This is a genomic window from Bifidobacterium sp. LH_417 (assembly GCF_056357035.1).
Genome location: NZ_JBKEVI010000028.1, coordinates 1 through 19,562 on the forward strand (window position 1 = coordinate 1; position 19,562 = coordinate 19,562).

The window sequence follows — 19,562 nt, forward strand, 5'->3', positions numbered from 1 at the left end:
GGCTTCCACCACGTCAACAACCTCATCGCGCTCGTCATGCTCCGATGCGGCGGACTCGACATACACCTGCCTCGACCAAGAACCTAACCCACGAAAACAGCAGAAGCCTCAGAAAGAAGGGTCATCCCATGAAGATGAGGAAACTGTTCGCCGGCATCGCCGCCGCGGCGACGCTGCTCGGTGGTCTCGCGCTCGGCGCGACCACCGCGAACGCGGCCGACACCGAAACGCCGGCCAGCGGCGGCACGCTGTTCACGGAGGAAACGAACTTCACGTTCACCGCCGACAGCGCCGACCAGTGGAAGGGCCGTACGGTCAAGTACTACAAGCTCGCCGACTATGTGAAGTACACCGCCGGTCCCAGTACCGCGTACGGCTTGCAGACCGCCACCACCGCGAACCGCGATGCCATCAAGGCCGCGCTCGACAAGGCGGTGGAGGGTACCAAGCTCACCGTGCCGACCGACGACAAGACCGATCTGATGGCGTGGGCGCTGCAGCAGGGTGCGCTGGATGAGGAGTCCGGCAAGCCGTGGACCGGTTCCACCCGCAAGTTCGCCGACGCGCTCGCCAAGAGCCAGGCAGTCACGGAGCATCTGACCGATGTCACGTACCCCAATCATGGCAACGGCAACTCCCAGGACGGCGACAGGGACCGCTTCACCGTGCTTCCCGCGGGCGTCTACCTGTTCCTGGATACCGCCACGAACGGCCCCACCGGTAACATCTCGAACGGAAGTGAGCAGAACAGGGACGATGTGACCAATTCGGTCGGCGGCAAGGTAGCCACCCAGTCCGCGCCGATCGTGCTCGCTTCCGGCACGATCGTGAACGGCGAGATCACGAACCCGCTCGGCAAGACCATCACGATCGACGGCGTCGACTACCTGTCGAACGAAGTCGACTTCAAGAACCACGTCACCCCGGTCATCAAGACCTTCGACGACGCCGACGGCACCGTGTCCAACACGCAGTACGTCCGCTACACGCTCGGCACGACCCTGCCGTCCTTCACGACCGGTTTCGACAACTACCAGTTCTCGCTGACGGATTACCCGGGTGCCGGCCAGCGCGTGAAGCTCAACGGCTTCCTCAAGGGCAACGGTCAGCCGCAGGCCGACAACACCGGCGCATACGAGGTCAAGATCTACGATGTCGATCAGAACGGCAAGAAGACCGGTAGCGGCACCGTGCTGACTGCCTCCGACACCACCTTCGCGGTGACCACCTCCACCACCGAGACCGGTCAGAACCTGAACCCGATCGTCAACGGTGCCGCCGATAGCTCCGCATGGTTCAAGTTCGATTTCGCCGCCCTGGTGCAGTCCGCCGACTACCAGAGGGATTACGCCGGCAAGTATGTGGAGGTCACGTACCCGGTGCTGATCACCGCTCAGCCTGATCAGAACGGCGACACCCCGGACGTGACGAACAAGGTCGAAGTCAACGACAACAACGCGAAGGCCACCGACCAGACCAAGCTCACCCTCGGCAAGTTCAGCTTCATGAAGAACGCGGCCGACGGCACCGCCATCAAGGCTCCGGTCGGTCAGCGTGCGCGCTTCAGCATCGAAGCCGTGAGTGGCGGCGCCGTGACCCCGGTCTACGGCAGCTTCAGCGCTGTGGACGCCGACGAGAACGGCAAGGTCACCTTCACCGGTCTCGCGGACGGCGTGTACAAGGTCAAGGAGATTTCGGCTCCTATCGGCTTCATCTCCTCGGCCAAGGCCGAGTTCGAGGTCACCATCAAGAAGGGCGTGGCCGTGTACTTCCACGGCACTGACCTCTTCGGTCTGGCCAAGGATTCCGCGGACAACCGTACTGGTGACAACGAGGGCACGGAGATCACCGATTACTCGGTGATCAACGTGCGCAACGTGACCGAGCTGCCGAAGACCGGTGCCGCGGGCATCGCCCTGTTCACCGTGCTCGGCCTGCTCCTCGCGGGTGCCGCGGCGACGATCGCCGTGAAGGCCCGCGCCACGAAGAACGCGCTGCGCGCCTGACGCGCGCCGCGTGCCAACCACCCCCACCCGGCTACGCCGGGAGCCCCCGCCAGCGGGGGCGGGGTGGTGCCCATCCGGTTATGCCGGGAGCCCCCGCCAGCGGGGCGGAGGGAGATTAAGCGGCTTCCGGATTTGTTCCGGGAGCCGCCTCTTTGTATGTGTGAGCTGCGATTGCAGGTGTCGCTTGAATGTCAAATCACGATTTGTCAAATCGTGATTTGACAAATTATGCCGTGTCATGAACACGTGGTTATGAACGGGGAGCCGCCTTTCAGGTGCTTAAATCGGGGAGTCGGGCGGATGAAACGGAAAGGCCCGGGGTCCGCTGGTTGGTGGCGGGTTCCGGGCCTTTTCCGCGAAGGAGAGAGAGGAAGAAGAAAGAAGGTGTTCAGTTATGGTTGTGGGGCCGGGAAGAAGGGGTCGGCCTCGCCGGTTCGCTGTCGTCCGTCTCGGTGGTCTGTTCCATCGTGGCGGTCTGTCGTTCGCCGGTGATTCATAGTTAACCGCGTGAACCTCCACACAACGATGTGATAGCCTCACAGCAGCGCATATATCTCCTGAAAGAACCGTGAACCGGCCTGTCCGGCGCTTTGATCACAACGTCATGCCGTTCTCGTCCAGCAGGAAATCGTAGACGCTCATGGTGAGGATGCCGTGTTCGTCCCGCGTGGGTTTGACGATATCGTGGACCAGAACGATTTTTTGGAAGCTGTCGTCCAATGCGAGCAGCGATGCCTTCTCCTGTGCCACCTTCTCCTCCGTCGGCAGCTGGTACGCCGACTGGATGTAGTAGCGGCGGGTGCCGAGATTCGCCACGAAGTCGATCTCCAACTGTTTGCGGTACGATTCGCCGTCGCGCCGGCCGCGCTGTTCGACCACACCCACGTCGACCCGGAACCCCCGCATGCGCAGCTCGTTGTACACGATGTTCTCCATGATGTGGGTCTGTTCGACCTGCCGGAATCCCAGACGCGCGTTGCGCAATCCCATATCCTCGAAATAGTATTTCTTCGGACTGCCGATGTATTTGCGCCCCTTGACGTTGTAGCGGCACGCCTCCTCGATGATGAACGCGTCCTCGAGATATCCGATGTATTGGGCGATGGTGTTCACGCTGATCGAAGAGTGCAGCACGCTGTCGAACGTCGCCTTGATTTTGCTCGGGTTGCTCAAAGCGCCGATTGATGAGGCCAGAACATTCACCAGATCGTCGAGCTCCTGTGACCTGCGCAGCTTGTTTCGTGCGACGATGTCCTTGAGATAGGTTTCCGCAAACAGATTCTCCAGATACCTCGATTTCTGCTCGTCGGTCCGCATGGACAAGGTGAGCGGCAATCCGCCGAACACCGCATATTCGGCCCAGCCGTGCTGGACGTCGCCATCATAGGCCTGCATGAATTCGGCGAACGACAGCGGTCGGATGCGGATCTCGTCACCGCGCCCGCGGAACTGGGTCATCACATCCGTGGACAGCATCTTCGAATTGCTGCCCGTCACGTACACGTCCACATTGCGCATACGCATCAGCCCGTTGAGCACTTCATACAAGCGTGGCGGGTTTTCACCGCGAAGCTCCTCGTCCGAGATCGCGTACTACACTTCGTCGAGCAGCACGTAGTACGGTTCATTCCGATTCTTGATGCGGGACTTCACGTACGCGTATAGCCGCTCCGGATCGCGCATCCCCGCATATGCCATGTCGTCGAGCACGACTTCGATGATGTGATCGTCATCCACACCGGACTCGCGCAGATGGTTCTCAAACAGGTCGAACAGCAGGAACGACTTGCCGCAGCGTCTCGCTCCGGTGACGACCTTCACCATGCCGTTGTTCATACGCACGATGAGATCGTTCAGATATTTGTCTCTGGCAATGATCATGAGATCCTTCTCTGCTGCCGGCCACGCTTTCTATTGAATTATTTTGACACATGTGTCACTAATTTTCAATGGAATAGCTTTCTGTTGAATTATTTTGACATATATGTCATTGATGTTCAGTAGCGGTAAGGCGAGGCTCTTCGTATAGAGGCTGTTGTCCGGATTGAATGGTTGGTCGGTTGTGCGCTGATTGTCGGCGCCACCCCCAGTCGGCTTCGCCGACAGCCCCCGCCGGCGGGGGTGGAGGGGGATTAAGGCGGCTTCCGGAGTCTGTTCCGGGAGCCGCCTCTTCGTATGCGTGAGCCGGGAGTTGGGCGGGTGAAACGGAAAGGCCCGGGGTCCGCTGGTTGGTGGCGGGTTCCGGGCCTTTTCGAGAAGGAGAGAGAGGAAGAAGAAAGAAGGTGTTCAGTTATGGTTGTGGGGCCGGGAAGAAGGGGTCGGCCTCGCCGGTTCGCTGTCGTCCGTCTCGGTGGTCTGTTCCATCGTGGCGGTCTGTCGTTCGCCGGTGATTCATAGTTAACCGCGTGAACCTCCACGCAACGATGCGATAGCCTCGGAAAGCCGGGTCATTTCACTGGGAAAACCCTGCGAATCGAAGTCATCGGTATCATCAAGTCCGATGCCGGCATCGGTGCTTCAGCATGTGCGGAACATCTCGTTGACGGATCGAATCAGCAGGTCGGATTCGTTGCGTGATCGGGCAGTGTCGGCCAGTTCGTCGGTTTTGACGAACAAGGCGAATTGTGTTCGATCGTATCCGGGGATGAGTCCGGTACGTTCCCGTAGCGTCTCCACGGTCTGGGCGACGTTCAATTCGTTCTTCCATTTGCACTCGCCGAGAAGAATCGTCTTGTTCGTGGGATTGGCCGCGATGACATCGATGTCCGTCTGTCGCCGCGTCCCGGGATTGGCGCCCCACCATGTACCGAAGCGAGAGGCGGCGAACGGCAGTTCTCCGGTACGATTCGCCCGCACCAGCCATTGTCTGGTGACTTCCTCGAATTGTTGCCCCACGTACGTGTCCAAGGCGGGGCCGAACACCTCGGTCTCGGCGATGGTCGCGCCGTTGCCGCTTTCGATGTCGGGGGAGCGGGGGCTGACGAACCGGTACCAGAAGGAGAAAAACGGGTCCTGCACGAACCACAAGCCTCGACGGGAGCGTTTCGGATCTTCGCCGAACGGAGTGCGCCGTTCGATCAGCCCCAAGTCGGATAGCACGGTCAGGTATTTGCTCACGCTGGCCGGTGAGGATAATCCCGCTCGGTCGGCGATTTTGTTCTGCTTGGTGGCTCCGGACCCGATGGCCTCCATCACGGAGTTGTAGGTGGAGGGCTCCCTGAGTTCCTGGCGCATGAGCATCAGCGGTTCCTCATACAGAAGACCGCTCGTATCAAACAGCAATTCGGTGACGTTCTGCTCGTAGGTCAAGGATGGCTGTATCTGCTTGAGATAGTACGGGGTGCCGCCGAATGTGGCGTAGTAGCGCACCACGTCCTGTGGGGGGACATCCGGCAGCATGAGCGCCGCGTCGAATGCGTCGAACGCGGTCAGTCGCAGCTGTCCCGTCCTGCGTCCGTACAGCGGGCTCTTGTATCCGAGCACCTCGCTTTCCATGAAGCCTTCGTTGCTGCCGCATAGCACCATCATCGCGTTCGTGTCGTTGAAACCATGGTCGATGGCAATCTGCAGCGTGGATGGAAGGGAAGTGTCGCTCATCGCCGCATAGGGGAACTCGTCGAAGATGAACAGCATGCGTTCATTGGTCTGCTCGTGCAGACGGTTCGTGATGAAGTCGAAAGCATCCTGCCAGAGCGTGAACGCGGGCAATGTGGACGGCATACCGAAGAAACCGTATATGGTTCGCGAGAAGTCCCGCAGATTTGCCATCGAGGTCTGTTGCCGGGCGGTGAAGTACAGGGTCCTTTTCCCCTTGGAGAATTCGTCCAACAAGGCGGTTTTGCCGATACGCCGACGACCGTACAGCACCATCATCTGGAATCTGTCGCGCTGCCACATGCGTTCCAGCACGTCGAGTTCATGCGTGCGTCCCACGAATTCCGTCATGGCAGTCTCCTTCCCCCGCAAGGGATTTCGTTAAGATACTCGTGAGTATGATACTCATAAGTATCATACTCACGAGTGTCTTAACGTGGGCATGGTCGTTGTCGAGTTGCGACTGGGGTACGGCAATATGACACGCGGCTTTCTGTCGTTCGATGGGAACGGCGGTTTTTCAGGCGTGTTGCGAAAAACCGGTAGATATGTACCGCTCTCGATACTGGAATCTATACTGTGCCCTATGGCTCAGGAACCTTGGAACGACGAACCGCAGGACCCCGGTGACGCCGATTTCGCCCCTCCCGAAGAGGACTTCGGCGGCGAGGACGGCGGCTTCGGCGAGCCCGCGGAGACCGGTGCGGACGCCGCCCGGCCGTACGGCGGTGACGATGCGTCCGCCGATCGCCCCTACCGTGGCGATCGTGGCGGTCGTGCGCGCGGCGGCCGTAATGGCGGTGGTCGCGGCACGGGTTACGTGCCCGGCGCGACCGGTACGCCGGTGAGGGACGCGTTGTTCGACCGCGTGCCTCCGCACGACGACGACGCGGAGATGGCCGTGCTCGGCGGCATGCTCATGAGCAAGGATGCCATCGGCGAGGTCTCGCAGATGATCGAGGTCACCGACTTCTACCAGCCGAAGCATCAGACCATCTACGAGTCGATCATCAACCTGTTCTCCGCCTCGCAGCCCGTCGACGCGGTGCTCGTGGCGAACGAACTGCTCAAAAGCGGCGACTTGGAGAAGGTCGGCGGCACCGACTACCTCCATTCGCTCGTCGCCTCGGTGCCGACGGCCGCGAACGCGACCTACTATGCGGAGATCGTGCACCAGCGCGCCATCCTGCGCAACGTGATCGCCGCCGGCACCAAGATCGCCCAGCTCGGCTACTCGGCCGAAGGCTCGCAGGCCGAGGACGTCGTCAACCTCGCCCAGGCCGAAGTGTACGAGATGAGCGTCGGCAAGGTACGTCAGGATTATGCCGCGATCGGCCCGGTCGTTCATGACGCGCTCGATCAGATCGACAAACTCCAGCAGGGACTCGTCAACAAGGGCGTGCCCACCGGCTTCCGCGACATCGACGATCTCACGCAGGGCCTCCAACCCGGCCAGATGGTCGTCGTCGCAGGCCGTCCGGCCATGGGCAAGTCGACGCTCGGCATCGATTTCGCCCGCGCGGCCGCCCTCCACCATCACATGACCACCATCGTGTTCAGTCTGGAGATGAGCAAGGTGGAACTCGCGCAGCGCATCATCTCCGCCGAAACGAACATTCCGCTCGGTGCCTTGCGTCGCGCCGACGAGATCACGCCGGAACGCTGGAACACGCTGAACGGCTTCTGGTCGAAACTCGACGACGCCCCGTTGTTCATCGACGATTCGCCGAACATGAGCCTTATGGAGATTCGCGCGAAATGCCGCCGGCTCAAGCAGACCAACGATCTGAAACTCGTCGTCATCGACTACCTGCAGCTCATGACCTCGGGCAAACAGGTCGAAAGCCGTCAGCAGGAGGTCTCCGAATTCTCCCGCGCGTTGAAGCTCCTCGCCAAGGAGCTGGAAGTGCCGGTCGTGGCGCTCTCGCAGCTGAACCGTGGTCCCGAGATGCGCAACGACAAGAAGCCGCAGCTGTCCGACCTGCGTGAATCCGGCTCGATCGAACAGGACGCCGACGTGGTGTTCCTCGTGCACCGACCGGACTTCTACGACAAGGAGGACCGCCCCGGCGAGGCCGACATCATCATGGCGAAGCACCGTAACGGACCGACCGAGACCTTCCACCTGGCGTTCCTCGGCGCCACATCGAAATTCAAGGACATGCCGCAGGACTACAACTCCGGCGGACAGGGGGTATGAGACACATGGCATGGAATTCGTTCGCCACACCCGCCATCGGCAAAGGCGTACGCTGGGCGTCCCGTCTGCTGCGCCACGGCGGTTCCGCGTTCCCCGGCAAAGTCATCGAAACCATCGACCCCGGTTTTCTCGCGCGCACGCTCGGACGGCTCCCGCTCGGCGTCGTGCTCGTCTCCGGCACGAACGGCAAGACCACGACCACGCGCATGGTCGCCTCGATGCTCTCCGACCTCGGACTCAAGGTGTTCACCAACCCGACGGGCTCGAACTTCACGCGTGGCGTCGTCTCCGCGCTACTCCAACAGGTCACGCTCTCCGGCAAACTCGACGCCGACATCGCCGTGCTCGAACTCGACGAAGCCTACGCCGTGCACTTCGTCAAGCAAGTCAAACCGCGCTATGCGCTCCTGCTCAACGTGATGCGCGACCAGCTTGACCGATTCGGCGAAATCGACAACACGGCACGGCTGCTCGGCAACGTCGCCAAGACGACCACCGGCACCGTCGTGCTCAACCGCGAGGACCCACGCATCGCCGCACTCGCCGCACTCACTCCGCAGAGCACGCAGGTACGCTACTTCGGCCTGTCCGACGAGCTGAAGAAGCTCTTCCCCTCCGACGACGACATGGCCACCACCGTCAGCGTGGAGGAGGATGCCGCAGCCGGCGAGACCACCCCCAGTCGGTCTTCGACCGACAGCCCCCGCCAGCGGGGGCAAGGCACCGGGGTCGTCGCCGGGGAGGCAGCCTTCAGTCGGTCTTCGGCCGACGGTTCGCGCCAGCGGGGGCACAGTGAGGGTGCCGGTGGCGCCGACGCGGCGCATGCCGCCGACTCCGAAGCCGTCGAACTGCCGGCCGACGTGACGTTCACCGCATTCGGCGACCACAAGGCCACCTTCCGACTGGACGGCCGCGAGCACTCCACCGGCGTGAAACTCGAAGGCGTCTACAACCTGTACAACGCGGCCGCCGCGCTCGCCGTCGTGCGGGCCGTCGTCGCCGACGCGCCACGCGCCCGCACCGCCGCCGCCCCAGCCGGCGGCGCGGCGTTCCGCGAGCGTCTGCAGCATTTCGCCGCGTCGGACACGGCGGCGATCATCCGCGCCGTCGCCCGCGTCACGCCCGCATTCGGCCGCGGCGAGGTCATCGAGGCGGCGGGCAGCCCGGTCGAACTGCTGCTCGTCAAGAACCCGATGGGCTTCCGTCTCTCCTTGGCGAGTTTCCCGCCCGAAGGCGCGGACACGATGATCGTCATCAACGACGAATACGCGGACGGCCGCGACATGAGCTGGCTGTGGGATGTGGACTTCACCTCCCTGCGTGAAACCGGCGTCGCCCAGGTGTCCGGCGTGCGCGCATGGGACATGGCCCTGCGCCTCGCCTACGACCAGGTGCCGGTCGCCGCGACCGACACCGACATCGAATCCGCGCTGAACCTGTTCGTACACGCGAACCCGGGCACGCCGAAACACATCTACTGCACGTACACCGCGATGCTCAAGGTGCGCGCCGCACTCGGCCGCATCGCCGACGTGGCCGACGCCGGCGTGGGTGAGTGAGCGGACGGGGAGCCGAGCCACCCTCCGACGCTGGCGCGCCACCTCCCGCCAGCGGGAGGGAACGGGGAAAGGTCCCGCTGGCGGGTGGGAACTGGAACAGGAAGGTCCCGCTGGCGGGTGGGAACTGGAACGGGGAAAGGTCTCGCCGGCGGGTGAAAGACGGAACGGGATAGGTCTCGCCGACGGGTGGGAAACGGAACGGGATAGGTCTCGCCGACGGGTGGGAAACGGAACGGCGGAATTCGCAAGGACGGAAGGAACGAGATATGGGTAAGACGATCGACGTGATGTCCCTCTACCCGAAGGACATGAACATCTACGGTGACTCCGGCAACGTGCTCACCGTCACGCGACGGCTCGCGCTCTACGGCTACGAGCCGCGCATCACCGCCTATAATCAGGGCGACGAATGGCCCGAACACGTGGACATGATCCTCGGCGGCGGCGGTCAGGACACCGGCCAGAAGAAGATCATCGACGACTTCTTCCGCCGCGCCGACCTGCTGCGCACGCTCGCCACCGACGGCGTGCCCATGCTGATGATCTGCGGCATGTACCAGCTGTTCGGCGAATACTTCGAGACCGTGGACGGTACGCGTCTCGACGGCATCGGCGTGATTCAGGCGCACACCGTCGGCCGCGACGTGCGCATGATCGGCAACCTCGTCGAACATTCCGACGAATTCGGCGACATCATCGGCTATGAGAACCACTCCGGCCAGACGTTCCTGCGCGCCGGAGTCGACCCGCTCGGCCATGTGGACGAGGAGGGCCGGGGCAACAACGGCGAGGATCATACCGAAGGTGCGCGCATGAACAACGTGATCGGCACGTACATGCACGGCTCGCTCCTGCCGAAGAACCCCGCCATCGCCGACTATCTCATCCGCGTGGCCGTCGAACGCCGCTACGGCGAATTCGGCACCGCCGACCAAACCGAGGAGCAGCGCAGGGAACTCGCGCGCATCGACGAAATCGCCGAGCGGGCACGCAAGGTCGCTGCGGCGCGTCCGCGGTGAAGCGAATCGCGTGGAATGAAGCGTGCCGGACATGCATAATGCGTCACCGGGGCGGGTGTTGCATGTCCGGCGGATTCGCGGCGATGGAGTAGGCTGGACGGTACGTGCGCATGGCATCGAGTCGTGCGCGACCTTCACGAAGGAGGGGTACTATGGCAGACTTCGATTTGGGTGACGGCCTGCGCAAGGTCGTGCTGGCGGGCATCGGCGCCCTCGCCACCGGATACGAGAAGGGCAGCGAACTCGTCGACGATCTCGTCAAGAAAGGCGAGCTGACCGTCGAACAGGGCAAGAGCCTCAACACCGAGCTCAAGCGCAAGGTGGGCGAGTCGCTCGTCAACGACGCGAACAAGGACGACGAGAAGCGCGCCGCCAAGGCTGCGGACGCCGCAGCTCCGGCCGAAGAGGCCAAAGATGCGGAAGACGCGGCCGACGAGGCCTGATCCCGCACTTTCCCATTTGGTTACGCTGACGACCGTCGGCGGATGAATCTCCACTCATGTGGGGAATCCGCCGGCGGTCGCCGTGATTCACGTCCGATCAAGGAGACGCACCGTGACGAACACGAACGCATCGTCGAAGCGGAACACGAACGACGAATCGACGGAGCAGGAACAATCGTCGCGATCGTCGCAGCAACCCGCCATGTCGCGGCAATCCGCGGCGTCGCACGGCTCCCCGCACATCTCCCCGGACATTCCCGTACCCGTGCCTGTCTGGGAGAACGGACAGAACGAGACCATCGGCCTGTTCGGCAATCGTCGTGACGATTTCGCCGCGCGCTACCATCTGACGCGTTGGGGCAAGGTGAAGCGTCTCACGCAGATCATGCGCATCGTCAACCATTTCGACGCGCTCAAAGGCCTCACCCCCGTCAAGATGCGCCTCATGTTCGAGGCGCTCGGCCCCACGTTCGTCAAAGTCGGTCAGATTCTGTCGATGCGCTCCGAAATGCTGCCGCCCAGCTTCTGCGACGAACTCGCCAAACTGCGCGCCGACGCCGACCCCATGCCCTACGAGACCGTACTCGACACGCTCGCCGCCGAGTATGGGCGTCCCGTGGACGAGATCTTCGCGCACATCGACGCCAAGCCGCTCGGATCCGCGTCGCTCGCGCAGGTGCATCGTGCCACGCTCGTCACCGGCGAAGACGTGGCCGTCAAAGTGCAGCGCCCCGGTGTGCGCGAGACCATGGCGCAGGACGTCTCCATCATGCGTTCAATCGCGAAAGGTGCGACGCGCGTGCTGCGCAACACGCAGATCGTCGACCTCAAAGGCGTGGTCGAGGAGCTGTGGGACACGTTCCAATCGGAAACCGACTTCCTCGTGGAGGCGCGCAACCTCGCCGAATTCAAACGGTTCTCGGAACCGTTCACATACATGGATTGCCCGACGCCATACCCCGACCTGTGCACCGAACACGTGGTCGTCATGGAATACGTGGACGGCATCTCCGTCTCCCATCCGGGCAAGCTCATCGCCGCCGGCTACGACCTCAACGACATCGGCACCAAACTCGTCGACAACTACGCCACGCAGATCCTTGACGACGGGTTCTTCCACGCGGACCCGCATCCGGGCAACATCATCATCCGCGGCGGGCAGATCGTGCTCATCGACCTCGGTATGACGGGTCGGCTCGACTCCAAGACGCGCAAGGTGATGAAGGAGATGATCTTCGCCGTCGCCAAACAGGATTCGCCGCAGCTCGCCGACGGTCTCCTGCGCTTCGCCGGCGCCGAAGCCGATCCGGCCGACTATCCGTCGCTGCTCGCCGACCTCGATACCATCGTCAAAGAGTACGGCACCGTCGACCTTTCCGATCTGGACATCGCCGCGTTCATCACGGCGCTCACCCAGCTGGCCACGCGGCACGGCATCGAAGTGCCGAGCACCGTCACCACCGTGGGACGTGCGCTCGTCACATTGGAGGGACTGCTCGACGAGTTCATCCCCAACGTGAACATGATCGAAATCATCTCCAAGCACATCGCCACGTCGAAAACACCCAAGCAGGTCGCCAAGGACGAGCTGAAATCATTGGGCGTCGAAGGGCATGAGGCGTTGCACAGCGCGCTGGAGGCGATGAGCGAGCTCAAGGTCGCGGCGCGCATGCTCACACGCGGCCAGCTGCGCACCAACATGGAGCTCGTCGGCTCCGTCGAACCGTTCCAGATGTTGAGCGACATGGTGAACAGACTGACGATGGCGCTGATCGTGGTCGGCCTGTTCATCGGTTCGTCCATCGTGTACTACGCGGGTATGAAACCGATCGTGTTCGGCATTCCGATCGTCGGATTCATGGGGTATGTGACCGCGTTCATCCTCGGCGTGTGGATTGTCATCGACATCTACCTGAAGGGGCGCAAGACGAAGAAGCGGTAGCTGATTGTGCTTGCTTCTGCGGTGCTATTGCAATGCTATTGATTGCAAGTTTGGCTATAGTTCGGCAAGGCGGTTGGAAATCAGACGATTGAGACTGACTCGTTGTTCGGCTGCGTCGATAGTGAGGCGCCTGTGCAATTCAGGGGGAATGCGTACCAGGATCCTGCCGGAATAATGGCGTTCTGTAAGTGGAACGGGAATTTCCTCCCCTTGGGCTTTTCGACGCTCTACTTCATCCGCGACTGTTGTGCGGATTCCTACGAACGCTTCCAGCTGAGATTCTGAAGTACATGTTGCTTCCGGTAGCTCGGCGCATGATGCCACGTAATTTTCGTCGTCTTCATTCCACCGCACGCGATATGCATAATGACTGATGTTTATGGGCTTTTCTGTTGCGCTATCGGCAGTAGATGCGTTCGTGCTGTCTTGGGCCGGGGTATCTTCCGTGTGTAGTTTGGTGGCGTCGGCTTCTTCGCGCGCGGCAGTTTCAAAAGTTTCAAGTGCAGTATTCATGATATCAATGATACTCCTCAATAATATGGCAAAAGGGCTGTCGTCCTTGCAGGCGACAACCCTCTGTCTGTTTGCCATAAGAGGTGAATAAACACCTAGCTTTGTAATCCTTCGAGAGTAGAAGCTTCACGTGCCGGCAAAATGTACTCTCGACCGAAAGTGGATAATCAAAGCTTCCTACAGTCTACAACGGTATCGAAAAGTATGCAACATGTGATATTATTAATGATGTCATATGTTGATTCTTGTTCCGAAAGACATTAACGACATACGACAAGGGCCGGGCCAATCCCGGCCCGGCCTTCTGTTTGTCCGAATAGGAGGCAGTAATGAACAACCGGAAGAAACAGGGCTCTAGCGAACCCGATTGGACGTGGGTTGTCATAATGATGGTTATGGTAATCCTCGCGGTCCGTGTCCCAGAGACTTGGATTGCGGCGACATGCGTCGGTGTTGGCGGCATCGTCGCATTGCTGTGCAGTCGTAAGTAAGCTTACGCCCCGGCTTCGCTTTCATCAAGTGGAGCCTCTTCTTATTGGATCGGTGAGAGATTGAGCGGCATGATCTTGTATTTTGCCGAGATATTAGGAAAGTTTTCCTTGAGATGGTTTTACGAGCTTGAAAGCGTTGAGCACTCCGTAGTCTGTTCATAGTCATGCACTACAGAACAGGAGCACAATGATGTCTCAATCATTTACATGGAACGCAGGCGCTGTGTCGCTGACGTTTGACTATGATGACAATGTTTTTCTGGCGATGCGTGCGGCCAGTATGGGAAGCGCCTCTGTTATTTTCACGCATCGCGCACCCATCGTGGAAATCATGACCGTAGGAGCCGGCCATCGATTGGCATGCAATAAGCTGACCCATACGGTGATTGGAGATTCTCTGCGTTATGTGAGCCATGAGGAATCGGTGTTCGATGGTCGAAGTGAACTCACCATTGATCTTGCGGATTATGAGCATGGAATCCGTGCGCAAGTGCGGTATTGGGTAAGCGGCGATGTGCCAATGGTAAAAACCGAGGTCGAGGTTACGAATGTTGCCCAATCTCCATGCGTCGTGGATTTGGTCACCAGCTGGGTCAGTTCATTCGGAGCGCCGGAAGGCCAAGCAGCAGGATTGGATTCTTGGACGCTGCGCGAAGGCCGCTTCGACTGGCTGGCCGAAGGCCGATGGTCTGAGCATAAGGTCCGCGCCTTGCTGCCGAAGATTGGGCAAGAGCTGACGAAAGTAGATCCACGTCAGGAGCACATGGTTGCTTCCACGGGCACATGGTCCACTGGTGCTGCCGCTCCGTTGGCGTTGCTTCAATCCGAGAAGTTTGGATTGACTTGGGCATTTCAGATTGAGCACAATGGTGCATGGCGTTGGGAAATCAATGATGACACTGTAGATGGATGTATTGCGCTATCTGGCCCGACTGGTGAAACGCATAGCTGGGAGAAAACACTGCAGCCGGGGGAGTCATTCGTAACGGTGCCCGCTTCCTTTGCTCTTGCGGGTTCATTCAATGCCGCAGTCAATGCGCTTACCGGATACCGCCGTGCTTTCCGTTTGCCCCATAGGGACAACGAAAAACCAAGCGTGGTGTTCAACGATTACATGAACACGATTTACGGTGACCCCACTACCGAGAAGGAGCTTCCGCTCATTCATGCTGCGGCTGAAGCCGGTATTGAAATTTTCGTCATCGATTGCGGCTGGTATGACGATACGGGTAATTGGTGGCCATCGGTGGGTGAGTGGATGCCTTCGAAGAAGCGATTCCCGAATGGCATTACCGAAGTCATCGATGCTATTCGCAGCAGAGGCATGATTCCTGGTATTTGGATTGAGCCTGAGGTTATTGGCGTGCAAAGTCCCATGGCTAAGAAACTCCCGGATTCCGCGTTTTTCCAGCGCCATGGCCAACGTGTAGTGGAACAAGACCGCTATTTACTTGATTTGCGCGATGATGCGGCACGAACTCACCTTGATTCGGTGGTAGATCGTCTGGTGGGCGAATATGGCATCGGTTACTTCAAGTTTGATTACAACGTGTCTCCGGGGGCGGGCACTGATTATCAGGCGGATAGCGATGGCGATGGCTTATTGGGCCATAATCGTGCCTACAGCGCGTGGATTGATTCGCTGTATCGGCGCTATCCCGATCTCATCATCGAGAATTGTTCCTCCGGTGGTATGCGTGAGGATTTTGCGCAACTCAGCCGATTCCAGGTGCAATCTACTTCCGATCAGCAGGATTGGAGATTGTATCCGGCCATCGCCGCCGCGGCACCGTTGATGATGCTGCCGGAGCAGGCTGCGAGCTGGGCATATCCGCAATCCGATATGGATGCGGAAACCACCGCGTTCAACATCAACACCACGTTCCTGGGGCGCTTCTTCTTGTCTGGATATCTCAATCGTATGAGCGAAGCGCAACGCGCGTTGGTCGAATCAGGCATTCGTGCATATAAACGATATGTACAGCCGGTGATTGGCTCGGCTGTGCCGTTCTGGCCTCTTGGATTGCCGCAGTGGGATGATGTGGTGCTGGCTCTTGGCCTCGACGCCGGGCCGAATCTCGCGTTGGTTACCGTATGGGCGCGTGATTCATTCTGCTCCCAGACCACGCTTCAGTTGCCGAAATTCAAAGGGTGCGATGTTTCCGTGGCGCCGGTGTTCCCTACGGCGGATGATGGTTTGGAATCGTGGCGAACGGTGTGGAACGCTCAAGCCGGCACTCTGCGGGTCGATGTGCCTGTAGGAGCGTATGCTTCGCGTACATTTGCAGTCAGTGTGCGCTGATTAATTGTGATGAAGCCCATTCCCGTGGCTAACGGCTCCGTTGTGCGATGGTGTGCAACGGAGCCGCTGTTGCATGGCACTTCAATGGGCAAAAGGATATCAGCGCTTGGCCACTGTTGATTCGCGAATAATCAGTGAGCAATCCATGGTGGTAAGGCCATGCTGGGGTCTTCCTTTGATGGCGGATAGCAGCATGCGGGCGGCTTTGCGTCCCATTTCACGCATATTGTTATCGAAGGTCGTGATGGGTATGCGGCATTCCGTTGCCGTGACCGACCAATTGTCGTGCCCGATTACCGCTACGTCTTCCGGCACGCGAATGCCATGCTCCAGGAACGATTCGATAGCTCCTCGTGCCAGCATGTCGTTCAAGCAATACAATCCGTCGATGTGCTCATCGGATTCGATGAGCAGATTGGTGGCTACACGTCCCCACGACTCATGCCAGTTGCCGTAGCGTGTCGGCGCGGAGAATCGCAGACCGGCTGTGGCCATAGCCAATTCCGCACCCCTTACTCGGTCTTTGGTTGCTGCATAGTATTCTGGCCCTGCCAGTATGGCGATATGCGTGCGCCCCTGGCCGAGAAGATGATTGATTGCCGCTTGCCCGGCGTGCGTGTTATTTACGGTGATGGAGCTGTCGTTAGTGTCGGTGGAGGGCGCATACACGTAGACGATGGGGATTCCCAAGGCCGTCTTCGGCCTCACTGGTGGACGAGAATCCGTTTCGCCACCGAGAAGAAGCAGGCCGTCAACGCCGCGGGCTGCCATCTGATCGATATGATTGCGCTCAATCTGAGGGTCGCCGCGGGAATTGGTCAACAGTACGGCATGGTTGGCCACGCCTAACGTGTCTTCTGCTCCAGCCAATGCAGGCATGGAGAATCGTCCCTCGAGGTCAGCCGATACCAGGCCGATGAGCCCTGATTGATGGTGTTTGCTTTGTTTTTCGGCTGTGGAACGCTGCCGGTACCCCAATTCGTTGGCGGTGGTTTGCACTAGCCGTCTGGTATGGGCGGCGATATGACCGGTGCCGTTCAACGCTTTTGATGCGGTGGCGAGAGAGACGTGGGCAGCATCAGCCACGTCTTGCAATGTAACGCGTGAAGTCACGCCACTATTTTAGGAAAACTTTCCTAACCGTGCAAATCGAAAAGAAATTGAAAACGTTGTTTTTATGCTGAAGTTACTTGCTTTCCAAACCCTCAACGCGGAGTACAGCTCAAGGTCGAGAGAGCGGGCAGAATACAGAAAGGAAACAATATGCGCAACGGAGCTAAGAAGCTTATCGCCGCTGTGGCCGCAATCGCATCCCTTGGTGCAATGGCCGCCTGCGGATCCGGCACCGCTTCTTCATCGGACGACAACACCTTGACTTTCTCCTACTGGGATACCTTCCCGGTGCTTGAGGAATTCAAGAAGGACAACCCGGACATCCAGCTCAAGGAAGTCAAGGTTCCTGGCGACTCCTACAACACCAAGATCAACCAGATGATTCTCGGCAACAACGCTCCCGACGTGATGCTGCTGCAGGAAGCTGATTACGTGCGCTACGCCAAGAACGGCGTAATCGACAAACTTGATGACAAACTGGCCGACATGGGCGTCAAGACCGATGACTTCCTGCCTGCCATCAAGGGCATCGCCGATGATGTGGACGGCTACTACGGCCTCTCCCAGGGCATGGCCACCGAAATCATGTACTACAACAAGGACATGTTCGATGCTGCTGGTGTCGCCTACCCGACCTCCGACTGGACTTGGGATGACTACGCCGCAGCGGCTCAAAAGCTCACCAAGACCGAAGGCGGTCAGACCACCCAATGGGGTTCCGATGCGCCGAGCTTCAACGGTGTGTGGTATTCGCTAGCCGGGCAGGGCGGCGATGCCGTGGTCAAGAACGGAAAACTTTCCTTGGGCAAGGGTCTGAAGGCCGCTCTTGAATACCAGAACAAGATGACCAATGAACTTAAGGTTCAGCCTGCCCCATCCTCCGGTTCCAAGGTTTCCGATTTGTTCGCCGCCGGCCAGGCCGCTATGACCTTGGGTGGCAGCTGGCTGATTGCCAACACCTACAAGGACGTTGACTTCAATTGGGATATTGCGCCAATGCCTGCAGCCCCCAACGGCCAGGATTACGACTCCCTGCACACCTCCTTCTTCTCCATCTCTTCGTCTTCTAAGCACAAGGCCGCCGCGTACAAGTTCCTTAAGTGGATGATGAGCGAGAAGGGGCAGGTCGCTCTCGAGAAGGCCAACGCCAACATCTCCCCGTTCAAGTCCATTGGTGACAAGGGCGAATACCAGGTTCAGGGCGCTCATGGTCCGAGCAACTGGGATGCTTTCACCGAAGCGGCTGAGCAAGGCAAGTTCGGCTACACCACCGTGGCCTCCACCCCGACCTTCGACCTGTATAACCAGATCAATGCCTACATTCTCGGCCAGACTTCCGAGAATGATGTGCTGAAGACCGCGGTCGACAAGGCCAACAAGGACATCGAATCCGCTCAGTGAGACCGGCACGGCGGCTCGGGTGTTCTCCTTCCTCCTCTCGAGTCGCCTCGGTTTCGCCTACAGGGTGTGATTTCCCGGTGCGGCGGCCGCCGGCAACAAAGAGCCGCATCATCTCTCCTTCTTTCTTCCTCCTTCTCCTTCTACCTGTGCCGCCAGCCGATAAAGGTCGGCGGGCGGCACAGGTTTTTGCTCACTTCCACACATTGTTCAATATCGATTTCCTGTGCACTGATAAATGGTCCGCCATTCATCGGTGCACATAAGAAAGGAATATGTATTATGTCCACCGCTGCCGTGTCCGCATCGCGCAAGGATGCGAAGAAGCCCAAGCGGCGTTCGGATGCCGCTGCGGGTTGGGGCTTCCTGAGTCCCTGGATCATTGGATTTATCGCATTCAGTGGTTTCCCCATTCTCTTCAGCTTCTATCTCAGCTTGACCAAGTGGAATCTGCTGGGCAAGCCCCAGTTCGTCGGCTTCCAGAATTACGCGGATTTGATGTCCGGGGATTCAGAGCTTGGCAAGACCCTGCTGGTCACATTCATCTTCACCATCATCAACGTGGGCGTCTCCATCCTCTTCTCCCTGATTCTGGCCATGCTGCTCAACAGCAAGGTTCGCTTCAAAGGACTATTCCAGTTCTTCTACTACGTGCCCACCATCATGCCGTCTGTGGTCATGGCCGGATGCATGACCCTGATGTTCAATCCGCAGCTTGGCATCGTCAACTATGTGTTGAAACTCATTGGCGTAACCAATCCACCGAACTGGACCGGCAGCAACTCTCTGGTGTGGGTGGTCGTCGCTTACGCCTCCGTGTTCACGTTTGCCACCGGCCAACAGATGCTCGTCTTCTCCGCGGCATTAAAAGAGAGGCTTCTGCTGTTTTCGTGGGTTAGGTTCTTGGTCGAGGCAGGTGTATGTCGAGTCCGCCGCATCGGAGCATGACGAGCGCGATGAGGTTGTTGACGTGGTGGAAGCC

At 59.4% G+C, this 19,562-nt stretch carries 13 protein-coding genes and 1 pseudogene; 9 read left to right on the forward strand and 5 right to left on the reverse strand.

Going from position 1 to position 19,562, the window contains the following annotated elements; translation table 11 throughout:
• Window positions 1-128: 128 nt before the first annotated feature.
• A complete protein-coding gene (locus tag AC1AYR_RS11225; protein WP_476512673.1) occupies window positions 129-2,006 on the forward strand; it encodes a prealbumin-like fold domain-containing protein in 1,878 nt (625 codons plus the stop codon).
• Window positions 2,007-2,600: 594 nt separating this feature from the next.
• Here AC1AYR_RS11225 and AC1AYR_RS11230 read toward each other — a convergent pair.
• From AC1AYR_RS11230 to AC1AYR_RS11240, 3 genes and pseudogenes are all read right to left on the reverse strand, one after another.
• The gene (locus AC1AYR_RS11230) at window positions 2,601-3,482 is read right to left on the reverse strand and encodes an ATP-binding protein (protein WP_476555176.1); all 882 of its coding nucleotides are present in this window, start codon (window positions 3,480-3,482) and stop codon (window positions 2,601-2,603) included.
• Window positions 3,459-3,887: pseudogene (locus AC1AYR_RS11235) on the reverse strand (ATP-binding protein); the annotation flags it as partial. The gene AC1AYR_RS11230 and the pseudogene AC1AYR_RS11235, both read right to left, overlap by 24 nt.
• A gap of 636 nt (window positions 3,888-4,523) precedes the next feature.
• Window positions 4,524-5,951 carry an ATP-binding protein gene (locus AC1AYR_RS11240; RefSeq protein WP_476512672.1) on the reverse strand — a complete coding sequence of 476 codons (1,428 nt, stop codon included), beginning with the start codon at window positions 5,949-5,951 and terminating at the stop codon, window positions 4,524-4,526.
• Between the two features lie 235 nt (window positions 5,952-6,186).
• Between AC1AYR_RS11240 and dnaB the strand changes: the two genes are divergently transcribed.
• The 5 genes from dnaB to AC1AYR_RS11265 all read left to right on the forward strand — a co-directional run bounded on the left by dnaB (window position 6,187) and on the right by AC1AYR_RS11265 (window position 12,763).
• Entirely contained in the window at window positions 6,187-7,800 is a 1,614-nt protein-coding gene (dnaB, locus tag AC1AYR_RS11245; protein ID WP_476512671.1) for a replicative DNA helicase, read from the forward strand.
• Between the two features lie 5 nt (window positions 7,801-7,805).
• The gene (locus AC1AYR_RS11250; RefSeq protein WP_476512670.1) at window positions 7,806-9,359 is read left to right on the forward strand and encodes a DUF1727 domain-containing protein; all 1,554 of its coding nucleotides are present in this window, start codon (window positions 7,806-7,808) and stop codon (window positions 9,357-9,359) included.
• 266 nt (window positions 9,360-9,625) lie between these two features.
• The gene (locus tag AC1AYR_RS11255) at window positions 9,626-10,378 is read left to right on the forward strand and encodes a type 1 glutamine amidotransferase (RefSeq protein ID WP_476512669.1); all 753 of its coding nucleotides are present in this window, start codon (window positions 9,626-9,628) and stop codon (window positions 10,376-10,378) included.
• Window positions 10,379-10,530: 152 nt separating this feature from the next.
• Window positions 10,531-10,821 (forward strand): phasin family protein, encoded by a 291-nt coding sequence (locus AC1AYR_RS11260; RefSeq protein WP_476512668.1) that lies wholly within the window; start codon window positions 10,531-10,533, stop codon window positions 10,819-10,821.
• Between the two features lie 112 nt (window positions 10,822-10,933).
• Window positions 10,934-12,763 carry an ABC1 kinase family protein gene (locus tag AC1AYR_RS11265; RefSeq protein ID WP_476512667.1) on the forward strand — a complete coding sequence of 610 codons (1,830 nt, stop codon included), beginning with the start codon at window positions 10,934-10,936 and terminating at the stop codon, window positions 12,761-12,763.
• A 54-nt stretch (window positions 12,764-12,817) separates the two neighbouring features.
• Here the strand turns inward: AC1AYR_RS11265 and AC1AYR_RS11270 are convergent, their stop codons facing one another.
• Window positions 12,818-13,276, reverse strand: a complete 459-nt coding sequence (locus AC1AYR_RS11270) for a type II toxin-antitoxin system HicB family antitoxin (RefSeq protein WP_476512666.1) — start codon at window positions 13,274-13,276, stop codon at window positions 12,818-12,820.
• Window positions 13,277-13,957: 681 nt separating this feature from the next.
• On the opposite strand from AC1AYR_RS11270, the gene AC1AYR_RS11275 reads away from it, so the two are divergent.
• Window positions 13,958-16,069 carry a glycoside hydrolase family 36 protein gene (locus AC1AYR_RS11275; protein ID WP_476512665.1) on the forward strand — a complete coding sequence of 704 codons (2,112 nt, stop codon included), beginning with the start codon at window positions 13,958-13,960 and terminating at the stop codon, window positions 16,067-16,069.
• Window positions 16,070-16,168: 99 nt separating this feature from the next.
• Here the strand turns inward: AC1AYR_RS11275 and AC1AYR_RS11280 are convergent, their stop codons facing one another.
• Complete coding sequence (locus tag AC1AYR_RS11280; RefSeq protein WP_476512664.1) at window positions 16,169-17,155, reverse strand: LacI family DNA-binding transcriptional regulator; 987 nt, start codon at window positions 17,153-17,155, stop codon at window positions 16,169-16,171.
• A gap of 177 nt (window positions 17,156-17,332) precedes the next feature.
• Here AC1AYR_RS11280 and AC1AYR_RS11285 point away from each other — a divergent pair, with 177 nt between their 5' ends.
• Together AC1AYR_RS11285 and AC1AYR_RS11290 are read left to right on the forward strand one after the other, a co-directional pair.
• Entirely contained in the window at window positions 17,333-18,583 is a 1,251-nt protein-coding gene (locus AC1AYR_RS11285; RefSeq protein ID WP_476512663.1) for an ABC transporter substrate-binding protein, read from the forward strand.
• A gap of 279 nt (window positions 18,584-18,862) precedes the next feature.
• Complete coding sequence (locus AC1AYR_RS11290) at window positions 18,863-19,528, forward strand: carbohydrate ABC transporter permease (RefSeq protein WP_476512662.1); 666 nt, start codon at window positions 18,863-18,865, stop codon at window positions 19,526-19,528.
• Window positions 19,529-19,562: the final 34 nt, after the last annotated feature.

Bases quoted from the DNA above. Each gene is read 5' to 3' on its own strand.
- AC1AYR_RS11260 (WP_476512668.1), top strand. From the start codon at position 10,531: ATGGCAGACTTCGATTTGGGTGACGGCCTGCGCAAGGTCGTGCTGGCG.
- AC1AYR_RS11255 (WP_476512669.1), top strand. From the start codon at position 9,626: ATGGGTAAGACGATCGACGTGATGTCCCTCTACCCGAAGGACATGAAC.
- AC1AYR_RS11225 (WP_476512673.1), top strand. From the start codon at position 129: ATGAAGATGAGGAAACTGTTCGCCGGCATCGCCGCCGCGGCGACGCTG.
- AC1AYR_RS11250 (WP_476512670.1), top strand. From the start codon at position 7,806: ATGGCATGGAATTCGTTCGCCACACCCGCCATCGGCAAAGGCGTACGC.
- AC1AYR_RS11290 (WP_476512662.1), top strand. From the start codon at position 18,863: ATGTCCACCGCTGCCGTGTCCGCATCGCGCAAGGATGCGAAGAAGCCC.
- AC1AYR_RS11270 (WP_476512666.1), bottom strand. From the start codon at position 13,276: ATGAATACTGCACTTGAAACTTTTGAAACTGCCGCGCGCGAAGAAGCC.
- AC1AYR_RS11230 (WP_476555176.1), bottom strand. From the start codon at position 3,482: ATGCTGTCCACGGATGTGATGACCCAGTTCCGCGGGCGCGGTGACGAG.
- AC1AYR_RS11240 (WP_476512672.1), bottom strand. From the start codon at position 5,951: ATGACGGAATTCGTGGGACGCACGCATGAACTCGACGTGCTGGAACGC.
- AC1AYR_RS11285 (WP_476512663.1), top strand. From the start codon at position 17,333: ATGCGCAACGGAGCTAAGAAGCTTATCGCCGCTGTGGCCGCAATCGCA.
- dnaB (WP_476512671.1), top strand. From the start codon at position 6,187: ATGGCTCAGGAACCTTGGAACGACGAACCGCAGGACCCCGGTGACGCC.
- AC1AYR_RS11275 (WP_476512665.1), top strand. From the start codon at position 13,958: ATGTCTCAATCATTTACATGGAACGCAGGCGCTGTGTCGCTGACGTTT.